At 62.3% G+C, this 9,935-nt stretch carries 10 protein-coding genes; 9 read left to right on the top strand and 1 reads right to left on the bottom strand.

Annotation, left to right across the window (positions count from 1 at the left end; genetic code table 11):
• Positions 1-148 precede the first annotated feature (148 nt).
• A complete protein-coding gene (murB, locus tag ACE3OH_RS14180) occupies positions 149-1,147 on the bottom strand; it encodes a UDP-N-acetylmuramate dehydrogenase (RefSeq protein WP_374354049.1) in 999 nt (332 codons plus the stop codon).
• 82 nt (positions 1,148-1,229) lie between these two features.
• Between murB and ACE3OH_RS14175 the strand changes: the two genes are divergently transcribed.
• The 9 genes from ACE3OH_RS14175 to kdpC all read left to right on the top strand — a co-directional run bounded on the left by ACE3OH_RS14175 (position 1,230) and on the right by kdpC (position 9,854).
• Positions 1,230-2,222 carry a 2-hydroxyacid dehydrogenase gene (locus tag ACE3OH_RS14175; RefSeq protein ID WP_374354046.1) on the top strand — a complete coding sequence of 331 codons (993 nt, stop codon included), beginning with the start codon at positions 1,230-1,232 and terminating at the stop codon, positions 2,220-2,222.
• Between the two features lie 195 nt (positions 2,223-2,417).
• Positions 2,418-2,687, top strand: a complete 270-nt coding sequence (locus ACE3OH_RS14170) for a DUF2282 domain-containing protein (protein ID WP_374354043.1) — start codon at positions 2,418-2,420, stop codon at positions 2,685-2,687.
• 57 nt (positions 2,688-2,744) lie between these two features.
• Positions 2,745-3,572, top strand: a complete 828-nt coding sequence (locus ACE3OH_RS14165) for a DUF692 family multinuclear iron-containing protein (RefSeq protein ID WP_374354034.1) — start codon at positions 2,745-2,747, stop codon at positions 3,570-3,572.
• Positions 3,573-3,574: 2 nt separating this feature from the next.
• Complete coding sequence (locus ACE3OH_RS14160; protein WP_374354031.1) at positions 3,575-4,345, top strand: putative DNA-binding domain-containing protein; 771 nt, start codon at positions 3,575-3,577, stop codon at positions 4,343-4,345.
• Positions 4,342-4,806 carry a DoxX family protein gene (locus tag ACE3OH_RS14155; RefSeq protein ID WP_374354028.1) on the top strand — a complete coding sequence of 155 codons (465 nt, stop codon included), beginning with the start codon at positions 4,342-4,344 and terminating at the stop codon, positions 4,804-4,806. Before ACE3OH_RS14160 ends, ACE3OH_RS14155 begins: the two co-directional genes overlap by 4 nt.
• A gap of 285 nt (positions 4,807-5,091) precedes the next feature.
• The gene (gene kdpF, locus ACE3OH_RS14150) at positions 5,092-5,184 is read left to right on the top strand and encodes a K(+)-transporting ATPase subunit F (protein WP_374354025.1); all 93 of its coding nucleotides are present in this window, start codon (positions 5,092-5,094) and stop codon (positions 5,182-5,184) included.
• The gene (kdpA, locus tag ACE3OH_RS14145) at positions 5,181-6,989 is read left to right on the top strand and encodes a potassium-transporting ATPase subunit KdpA (protein ID WP_374354022.1); all 1,809 of its coding nucleotides are present in this window, start codon (positions 5,181-5,183) and stop codon (positions 6,987-6,989) included. The genes kdpF and kdpA overlap by 4 nt, the downstream gene beginning before the upstream one ends.
• A gap of 62 nt (positions 6,990-7,051) precedes the next feature.
• Positions 7,052-9,196: a potassium-transporting ATPase subunit KdpB gene (kdpB, locus tag ACE3OH_RS14140; protein WP_374354052.1), complete on the top strand. Its 2,145-nt coding sequence runs from the start codon at positions 7,052-7,054 to the stop codon at positions 9,194-9,196.
• Positions 9,197-9,281: 85 nt separating this feature from the next.
• Positions 9,282-9,854: a potassium-transporting ATPase subunit KdpC gene (gene kdpC / locus ACE3OH_RS14135; protein WP_374354019.1), complete on the top strand. Its 573-nt coding sequence runs from the start codon at positions 9,282-9,284 to the stop codon at positions 9,852-9,854.
• Positions 9,855-9,935: the final 81 nt, after the last annotated feature.

Genomic DNA, 9,935 nt, shown 5'->3' with positions numbered 1-9,935 from the left:
CAAAGGAAAACATGGGGTTACCTCACAGTGGTCGTATTGCCACAGGTGTTGCAAAAACGCGCGATGTTACGCGGGTGTATAAGGAAGGGCAAATACGGGACAGGCTTGCGCTGTTGTATTTCGTCCACCAGATTTGCAGTCGTCGCCACTACCACCACTGCGGCTCCGCCTGCAGCGCCACACCGAAGCGCGCCAGCACATCGGCCTTCACCGCCGCCATCAGCGCCGCCACATCGCTTGCCGTGGCGCCGCCATGGTTGACCAGCACCAGCGCCTGCTTTTCATACATGCCCACCGGCCCGAGCGAGCGGCCTTTCCAGCCGGCTTGCTCGATCAGCCAACCCGCCGCCAGTTTGACCGTACCATCGGGCTGCGGGTAACAGGGCAGGCCGGCAAAGCGGGCGCGCAAGGCATCGGCCTGCGCGGCATCCACACGCGGGTTATGGAAGAAGCTACCGGCATTGCCCAGCTGCGCCGGATCGGGCAATTTGCTCTGGCGGGTGCGGATCACCGCCTCGGCCACCACCTGCGGTGTGGGCGTCTGGCCCGCCAGCTGCTGGCGCAAGTCGCCATAGTCCAGCATCGGCTGCCACGCTTTGGGCAGGCGGAACAAGACCTCGGTGATCAACCAGCGATCGACCTCGCCCTGCTTGAACACACTGTCGCGGTAGGCAAAGCTGCATTGCTCGGGGGTGAAGATGCAGCTATGGCCATCCGCTAGATTCATGGCGCTCAGCGCATGAAAGCGGTCTTTCAGCTCCACGCCATAGGCACCGATATTCTGGATCGGCGCGGCACCCACCGTGCCGGGAATCAGGCTGAGGTTTTCCAGGCCCGGCCAGCCTTGCGCCAGGGTCCATTGCACAAAGTCGTGCCAGTTCTCGCCCGCGGCGGCGGCCACATACCAGGCATATTCATCCTCACCCAGCAGTTGCCGGCCCTTGAGCTCGACCTTCAATACCGTGCCGGCAACCCGCTCCGACGGCACCAGATTGCTGCCGCCGCCAAGAATATGCAGCGGGAAGGTCAATTGCGCATGGATCCCTGGCCACTGCTCGATGCTGGTCAGGGTAAGCAGCCGATCAGCGCTGGCGCGCAAGCCCAGGGTGTGCAGCGGCGCAAGATCGACAGGGGCAGGCAGGGACATGAGGCAATCCATCCGGAATAAGTCGGCGGATTATACTGACGACCGCGCCTGGCTTCGTGCCTGACCATCACCGAGGAAAGTAATGCGTATCGCCGTATTCGATGCTCACAGCTATGACCGCCAGGCCTTGAACGAGGCCAATGTGCGGTTTGCTCATCAGCTGAGCTTTTTCGAGGCGCGGCTCAATCAGGCAACCGCGCCTCTGGCTGCTGGATTTGCTGCCGTCTGCCCTTTCGTCAATTGCCGGCTTGATCAAGACTGCCTGAAGCAATTGGCACAGGGCGGCACCCGACTGATTGCGCTGCGTGCCGCCGGCTTCAACGGCATCGATATTGCCGCCGCCCGTGCGCTAGGGCTTACCGTGATGCGGGTGCCGGCCTACTCCCCGCATGCAGTGGCCGAACATGCCTTTGCCCTGCTGCTGACCCTGGTGCGCAAGACCCACCGCGCCCATGCCCGCGTGCGCGAAGCCAATTTCGCCCTCGATGGCCTGGTGGGCTTTGATCTGTATGGCAAGACCTTCGGCGTGGTGGGCGCCGGCAAGATCGGCCAGGTGGCGGCCACCATTGCGCGTGGCTTTGGCTGCCGGGTATTGCTGGCCGACCCGCATCCGGACCCGGCGTTTGTCCAGAGCCTGGCCGCCCATGTCGTTGCCCTGCCGCAGCTATTGGCCGAAGCCGATATCGTTTCCCTGCATTTGCCCCTCACCCCGGACAGCCGCCATCTGATCGATGCAGCGGCCCTGGCGGCGATGAAGCCGGGCGCTATCCTGATCAACACCAGCCGCGGCGCCATCATCGACAGCGGCGCCTTGCTCGACGCACTCAAGCAAGGCCGTCTCGGTGGCGTGGGGCTGGATGTGTACGAGCTGGAAGAGGGGGTGTTTTTCGAAGACCTGTCCAATACCGGCTTCAAGGACGATGTGCTGGCGCGGCTGACCACCTTCCCCAATGTGCTGATCACCTCGCATCAGGGCTTTCTGACCCATGAGGCGCTGGCCAATATTGCGCACACGACCCTGGACAATGCTCGGGCGTTCGAGGCGGGCGAGCCTTTGACCAACCAGATCGGCTGACAACGCTGGCAGACACGCCGCTGCCTTTGCCGGAATTTGATTGCTGCGGGTTAATCCAGAATTCAGTTTGCTGCGTATAAGCTGCTGACCATGTTTTTGCCCTTGATAGCTTGCACGTAAGATTTCCCCCACTATCATCGACGAAGGCTGGCGAATCCATCGCTCACGCATTTTCACTTTTCTAGGAGATTCACCATGGACAAGAAACAAGCTCTGTTGACTGGCGCCCTCACCGGCCTGATCGCTCTCGGTCTGTCGAGCGGCGCAATGGCCGACGACAAGGCAGCCAAGGAAAAATGCTATGGCGTGGCCAAGGCCGGCAAGAATGATTGCGCTTCCAGCGACGGCAGCCACAGCTGCGCAGGTCAGGCAAAGACCGACAACAGCGCTACCGACTGGAAATATGTCGCCAAGGGCACCTGCGAAAAGCTCGGTGGCAGCACCAAGGCCGGCGAAAAGAAGTAAGGCTGTAGAACATCCCCATACGGGCGGCACAAGCCGCCCGTTTTTGTATTGGTGATCATGATCCTGTCTACCCTACCCAAAGCGGCCGGAATCGGCTTGCGGCCGCCGCATATTGGCGAAGTATTGCGGCAATTGCCCGACGTGGCCTGGTTTGAAGTGCATGCGGAAAACTACTTCGGTGGCGGCGCCAATGTGGCGGCGCTGGAGCGGGTGCGCGCCCGCTACCCGATCTCGCTGCATGGTGTCGGCCTTGGCCTGGGTTCGCCTGCACCGCTCGACCCCGTCCACCTCGCCGCCTTTCGCGCCCTGGTAGAGCGCATCGAGCCACAGGCAGTGTCGGAGCACCTGTGTTGGAATCGTCTTGGCGATGAATTCTTCAACGATCTGCTGCCCCTGCCCTATAGTCAGGACGCACTGGACTGGATGGTGGAGCGGGTAGACCAGGTGCAGGAGGCGCTGGGCCGGGTGGTGCTGATCGAAAACCTGTCGTCCTACATCAGCTTTGCCGATGACCAGATTGCCGAAGGCGAGTTTCTCGCCGAGCTGGCGCGGCGCAGCGGCTGCGGCCTGCTGCTCGATCTGAACAATCTGCATGTCAACGAACACAATCTGGGGCGCGATGCGCAAGCGGCCATCGATGCCCTGCCCGCTGCCGCAATCGCCGAAATCCATATCGCCGGCTTTGAAGCACGCGACGATGGCTTGTGGATCGATACCCACGGCCAGCCAGTGGTGGAGGCAGTGTGGCAGCTGCTCGACACCACCTTGGCGCGACTCGGCCCATTGCCGGTTTTGCTGGAGCGCGACACCAATTTGCCAGCCTTTAGCGAACTGCAGGCCGAGAGCGCGCGGGCGCAGGCTGCCATCGACCGGGTGCGAGGTTGACCATGAAATCGGTACAGCAACAATTGCATGATTTTATCGAGGCACTGAGCCAGCCCGAGGCGGCTGCGGCCTTGTTTGGCCGGCATGCCGCTGGCGCCAGCGCCTATGCCAATAATCTGCTGTTCAACCGCGCCGATGCACTGGCCGACAGCTACCCGGTAGTACAGCAGCTGGTCGGTGAGGAATTCTTTGGCGGTATGGCAAGGCTGTACGCCCGGCAGACCCCGTCCCACTCCGGCGATATTCATCGCTATGGCAGCGACTTTGCCGACTTTATCGCCGGCTTTGCCCCGGCAGCCGAGCTGCCCTATCTGGCCGATGCAGCGCGGCTCGACTGGTTATGCCATCGCGCCTATTTCGCCGACGATGGCAGGCGCTTTGATCTGGCGCGCCTGGCCGACGTCGCGCCAGAGCGGCAGGGGGCACTGTGTCTGCAGCTGGACCCTGCCGTCGGGCTGCTGGCATCGAGCTGGCCGATCGCCAGCCTGTGGCGCGCCCATCTGGCTGAGGATGACGCCGACCATGAAGCCTTCCCCTCGCCCGATCAAGGTGGCGAGTGGGCGCTGTGCTGGCGTAACCGGCACAACAAGGTAAGGGTCAGGCGCCTGAGCCAATCGAGTTTTGCTTTCCTGCAAGCCTGTGCCAACGGCCATTGTCTGGCCGAGGCGCTGGAATGCGCGCTGGATGCCGATATGGAATTTGATCTCGGCGCGTCATTACACGGCTGGATCACCGACCAAGTGATTGCTGATTTCAACGAAAGCCCGCAATGAACCACTTAGTTACCGTTTTCATTCATCGCGCCCGCTGCATAAATGGCATGGTGGAGCGCTATCTGGCCCCGCTGATCGACCTGGCGGCGCGTATCTATATCGGCCGGGTGTTTTTCCTGTCCGGCCTTACCAAGCTCAACGACTGGGACACCACCATCGCCCTGTTTACCGACGAATACCATGTGCCGGTGCTGCCGCCGGCGCTGGCTGCGGTAATGGGCACGGCCGGCGAACTGCTGATGCCGGTGCTGCTGGTTGTCGGCATTGGCGGGCGTTTTGGCGCACTGGGCCTCAGCGCCGTCAACGCGATGGCGGTAGTGTCGTACTACCATGTGCTGTCGCAAAACGACGCATTGCTGACACACCATCTGCTGTGGGGAATCATCCTCGCCCTGTTGTTCGCGCACGGCCCCGGCAAGCTGTCAGTTGATACCTGGCTGGCAAAGCGATTCGCCAACTAGACCCCACTCGACGCTGAATTTGCGGCAGCCCCCTGGCAACGTCGGCGCCAGGGGGCTGCCGTTCTCTTTTATGGCGCCACAACACGAACAGACCGTCTTTACGCAATCTTTACGTCGTCCGTTTTGATCTAGACACCATCTTTACGCCGCGCTCCCTAGCATTGCATCACCGCGCATTCCTTCAGGGAGCATCACCATGGACTTCGTCTTTCTCGGCGTTATCGCTGTTTTCGCGCTCGTCACCGTTGGCCTCGTCGCCGCGTGTCGCAAGCTGGAGAACGTCAAATGAGCTGGCTGTATTGGCTTGCCGGCGGCCTCACCGTGTTCTTGCTGGTCTATCTGCTGTATTCACTATTCAACGCCGAGGAGGTCGCATGAATGCCTCGGTCGTATTTCAAATCCTGATTTATCTGGGTGTGTTATTCCTGCTGGCCTGGCCTTTGAGCCGTTATCTGGTCTGCGTGATGGAAGGCAGCCTGTCGGCGCGCATTGCCTGGCTGGGCAAGCTCGATCGCGGCCTGTGCCGGCTGATCGGCGCACGCGCTGATGACGATATGCCGTGGTGGCGCTATGCCATCGCCCTGGTGCTATTCAATGCCCTGGGTGTGCTGGCGGTGTATGCCCTGCAACGCTTTCAAGCCGCCTTGCCACTGAACCCGGCCGGCATGGCAGCGGTATCGCCTGATTCCTCGTTCAACACCGCCATTTCCTTTGTCACCAACACCAACTGGCAGGGCTATGCGGGCGAAGGCACCATGAGCTATCTGACCCAGATGCTGGCGCTGACGGTGCAGAACTTCCTGTCGGCCGCTACCGGCCTGGCCGTCGCTACTGCCCTGATTCGCGGTTTTGCCCGCCGTCGCGCGCTTGATGCTGCCAGCAAGGCCGGCACCGTCGGCAATGCCTGGCTGGACCTGTGGCGCGGCACCAGCTATGTGCTGCTGCCGATTTCCCTGGTGTATGCGCTATTCCTGGTCGGCCAGGGCGTCATCCAGAATTTCGACGCCTACAAGGATGCCAAGCTGCTTGAGACCGTTGCCTACCAAGTGCCAAAGAATGATGCAGCGGGCAAGCCTATGCTGGATGCCGCTGGCAAGCCGGTCATGGAAGACCAGAAGGCCGATAAGCAAACCCTCGCCATGGGCCCGGTGGCCTCGCAAGAAGCGATCAAGATGCTGGGCACCAATGGCGGCGGCTTCTTCAATGCCAACTCCGCCCATCCGTACGAGAACCCGACGCCACTGAGCAACTTCGTGCAGATGCTCAGCATCTTCCTGATCCCGGCGGCCCTGTGCTTCATGTTTGGCCGCATGGTCGGCGATGTGCGTCAGGGCATGGTGATTCTGGCGGCGATGACGGTGATCTTTGTCGCGGCAGTCGGTGTCACAGCCTGGTCGGAATCGCACGCCAACCCGCAGCTGACCCGACTGGGCATGGATGGCAGCAGCGGCAATCTGGAAGGCAAGGAAACGCGCTTCGGCATCACTGCCAGCAGCCTGTTCGTGGTGGTCACCACCGCCGCCAGCTGCGGTGCGGTGAACGCCATGCACGACAGCCTGATGCCGATTGGCGGCATGGTGCCGATGGTGTTGATGAAGCTCGGCGAAGTGGTATTCGGCGGGGTCGGCTCCGGCCTATACGGCATGCTGCTGTTCGCCATCCTGGCGGTATTCCTGGCCGGCCTGATGATAGGCCGCACGCCGGAATACCTAGGCAAGAAGATCGAGAGCTTTGAAATGAAAATGATCTCGATCGCCATTCTGGCTACCCCCTTGCTGGTGCTCGGCGGCACCGCCATCGCGGTGCTGGCAAAGGACGGTCTGGCCGGCATGGCCAACCCCGGCGCCCATGGTTTTTCGGAAGTGCTGTACGCCTTTGCCTCGGCCGCCAATAACAATGGCTCGGCCTTTGCAGGCCTCTCGGCCAATACGCCGTTCTACAACCTCCTGCTCGCCATTGCCATGTGGTTCGGCCGCTTTACCGTGCTGATCCCGGTGCTGGCCATTGCCGGCAGCCTGGCCAAAAAGCCGCGCCTGGCGGTATCCGCCGGCACCATGCCCACCCATGGCCCGCTGTTTGTCGTGCTGCTGGTCGGCACGGTGATCATCGTCGGCGCGCTGACCTATATCCCGGCGCTGGCCTTGGGCCCTGTCGTCGAGCATCTGCAACTATTTAGTCACTAAGGAGACCGGCCATGAATGCGAAAACGCAAGCGAGCAAGCTCGCCGCCGGTACGGGCAAACCCATGAGCAATAAGCTCCCCCTGTTCGACCCGGTGCTGGTCAAACCAGCCATAGGCGAATCCTTCAAAAAGCTGTCGCCCAGCGCGCAGTGGCGCAATCCGGTGATGTTTGTCGTCTGGATCGGCAGCGTGCTGACCACCCTGCTGGGTTTCCAGGCCCTCGGCGGCAACGGCGAGGCGCCGGCCGGCTTTATCTTCGGCGTATCAGCCTGGCTGTGGTTTACCGTGCTGTTCGCCAACTTTGCCGAAGCCTTGGCCGAAGGTCGCGGCAAGGCGCAAGCGGCGGCGCTGCGCGGTACTCGCAAGAATGTTGTGGCGAAAAAACTCGCGGAGCACGCCATCGGCGGCTCCTCTGTTTTATTCCCCCGTCCTGCCCCTGGGCAGGACAGCCCCCTCCGGGGCAGTCCATTCGCCGGTGCCAAGGTGACGGTGATCGACTCAAACAGCCTGCGCCGCGATGATGTCTATCTGGTGGAAGCCGGCGACACCATCCCAGCCGACGGCGAGGTGCTGGAAGGTGTGGCATCGGTCGATGAGAGCGCCATTACCGGCGAATCGGCCCCGGTCATCCGTGAATCGGGTGGCGACTTCTCGGCGGTGACCGGCGGCACCCGCATCCTCAGCGACTGGCTGGTGGTACGCGTCACCGCCAATCCGGGCGAAGCGTTTCTCGATCGCATGATCGCCATGGTGGAAGGCGCCAAGCGTAAGAAAACGCCCAACGAAATCGCGCTGACCATCCTGCTGGTGGCGCTCACTCTGGTGTTCTTGCTGACCTGCGCCTCCTTGCTGCCGTTCTCGCTGTATAGCGTGGCAGCGGCCGGCGCCGGCAAGCCGGTCAGTGTCACCGTACTGGTGGCGCTGTTGGTGTGCCTGATTCCAACCACCATTGGCGGCTTGCTTAGCGCCATCGGCGTGGCGGGCATGAGCCGGATGATGCAGGCCAATGTCATCGCCACCTCGGGCCGTGCGGTGGAGGCGGCGGGCGATGTGGACGTGCTGCTGCTGGACAAGACCGGCACCATCACCCTGGGCAATCGCCAGGCCAGCGCCTTCCTGCCGGCACCGGGCGTATCGGACAGGGAACTGGCCGATGTGGCACAACTGGCCTCGCTGGCCGATGAAACGCCGGAAGGCCGCTCCATCGTGGTGCTGGCCAAGGAAAAATTCGGCATCCGTGGCCGCGAGCTGCACGATGCACACTTTGTCCCCTTCACCGCCCAGACCCGCATGTCGGGCGTGGATATCCCGGACGGCAAGGGCGGCTTGCGCCTGATCCGCAAGGGATCGGCCGATGCAGTGAAAGGCGCGGTGGAAGTGCATGGCAGCAGCTTCCCGGCCAGCGTGCAGGACCTGGTCGACCAGGTCGCCCGCCGTGGCGGCACGCCCTTGGTGGTCTTCGACAACTACCGGGTGATGGGCGTGGTGGAGCTGAAAGACATCGTCAAGGGCGGTATCAAGGAGCGCTTTGCCGAACTGCGCGCCATGGGCATCAAGACGGTGATGATCACCGGCGACAACCGCCTCACCGCCGCCGCCATCGCCGCCGAAGCCGGTGTCGATGACTTCCTGGCCGAAGCCAAGCCGGAAGACAAGCTCAAGCTGATCCGCGATACCCAGCTTGATGGCAAGCTGGTAGCGATGACCGGCGACGGCACCAATGACGCGCCGGCGCTGGCCCAGGCCGATGTGGCAGTGGCCATGAACAGCGGTACGCAAGCGGCCAAGGAGGCCGGCAATATGGTCGACCTCGACAGCAACCCGACCAAGCTGATCGAGATCGTCGAAATCGGCAAGCAAATGCTGATGACGCGTGGCGCGCTGACCACCTTCTCGGTGGCCAACGATGTGGCCAAGTACTTCGCCATCATCCCGGCCGCCTTTGCCGTCACCTATCCGCAGCTGCGTGCGCTCGATGTGATGCACTTGAACAGCCCGGCCAGCGCCATCCTGTCGGCGGTGATCTTCAACGCCATCATCATCGTGTTCCTGATTCCACTGGCCTTGAAAGGGGTGAAGTACCGCGCACTGGGTGCCGGCGCGCTATTGCGCCGCAATCTGCTGGTGTATGGCCTTGGCGGCCTGTTGGTGCCCTTTGTCGGCATCAAGTTGATCGATGTGCTGCTCGGCATGGTCGGGCTGGTTTAACAGAGCCACGTAAGGCGGGCACGGCCCGCCCTACCGCATTCTTTCCCTGAAGCGGGCGAGAATGCGCAACGCAAGGAGTTTGCATATGTCTTCACTCGTACGCCCCGCCCTGACGCTGTTTATTGTGCTGACCGCCATAACCGGGATTGCCTATCCAGCCGCCGCGACTGTCGCGGCCAAGGTGATCTTCCCACATCAGGCAGCCGGCAGCCTGATCAGGCAAAACGGCCAGCTGCTTGGCAGCAGCCTGATCGGCCAGAACTTCAGCGGCCCAAGCTATTTCTGGAGCCGTCCATCGGCCACCGGGCCGATGCCGAACAACGCGCTGGCATCCGGCGGCGCCAACCTCGGCCCGACCAACCCGGCCCTGGTCGATGCGGTCAAAGGTCGCATCGACGCCCTGCGCGCCGCCCATCCTGAGCAAAAAGGCGCTATACCTGCCGATTTGGTGACCGCCTCGGCCAGCGGGCTTGACCCACATATCTCGCCGGCAGCGGCTTACTATCAGGTGAATCGCATCGCCAAGGCGCGTGGCCTGGCGCCGGAAGTGGTATCGCGCCTGGTGGGCGACCATATCGAGGGCCCGCAGCTGGGGCTGTTCGGCGAGCCCCGTGTCAATGTGCTGGCCTTGAACCTGGCGCTGAACAAGCTGCACTGATCTGAGCGCCGTAGGAGCGGGCCATGCCCCCCCGCAACAAGCACGTTGGCTTTGCCCAAAGCAGCAAAAGCCGGCCAGGGC

Source organism: Chitinimonas sp., assembly GCF_041904975.1.
Classification (GTDB): Bacteria; Pseudomonadota; Gammaproteobacteria; order Burkholderiales; family Chitinimonadaceae; genus Chitinimonas.
Note: the sequence above shows the minus strand (reverse complement) of the source record. Positions and strands in the feature narration are given on the sequence as shown.

What these genes read in the sequence shown, in the direction of transcription:
- murB (WP_374354049.1), bottom strand. Translation starts at nt 1,147, where the DNA reads ATGTCCCTGCCTGCCCCTGTCGATCTTGCGCCGCTGCACACCCTGGGC.
- ACE3OH_RS14175 (WP_374354046.1), top strand. Translation starts at nt 1,230, where the DNA reads ATGCGTATCGCCGTATTCGATGCTCACAGCTATGACCGCCAGGCCTTG.
- ACE3OH_RS14170 (WP_374354043.1), top strand. Translation starts at nt 2,418, where the DNA reads ATGGACAAGAAACAAGCTCTGTTGACTGGCGCCCTCACCGGCCTGATC.
- ACE3OH_RS14165 (WP_374354034.1), top strand. Translation starts at nt 2,745, where the DNA reads ATGATCCTGTCTACCCTACCCAAAGCGGCCGGAATCGGCTTGCGGCCG.
- ACE3OH_RS14160 (WP_374354031.1), top strand. Translation starts at nt 3,575, where the DNA reads ATGAAATCGGTACAGCAACAATTGCATGATTTTATCGAGGCACTGAGC.
- ACE3OH_RS14155 (WP_374354028.1), top strand. Translation starts at nt 4,342, where the DNA reads ATGAACCACTTAGTTACCGTTTTCATTCATCGCGCCCGCTGCATAAAT.
- kdpF (WP_374354025.1), top strand. Translation starts at nt 5,092, where the DNA reads ATGAGCTGGCTGTATTGGCTTGCCGGCGGCCTCACCGTGTTCTTGCTG.
- kdpA (WP_374354022.1), top strand. Translation starts at nt 5,181, where the DNA reads ATGAATGCCTCGGTCGTATTTCAAATCCTGATTTATCTGGGTGTGTTA.
- kdpB (WP_374354052.1), top strand. Translation starts at nt 7,052, where the DNA reads ATGAGCAATAAGCTCCCCCTGTTCGACCCGGTGCTGGTCAAACCAGCC.
- kdpC (WP_374354019.1), top strand. Translation starts at nt 9,282, where the DNA reads ATGTCTTCACTCGTACGCCCCGCCCTGACGCTGTTTATTGTGCTGACC.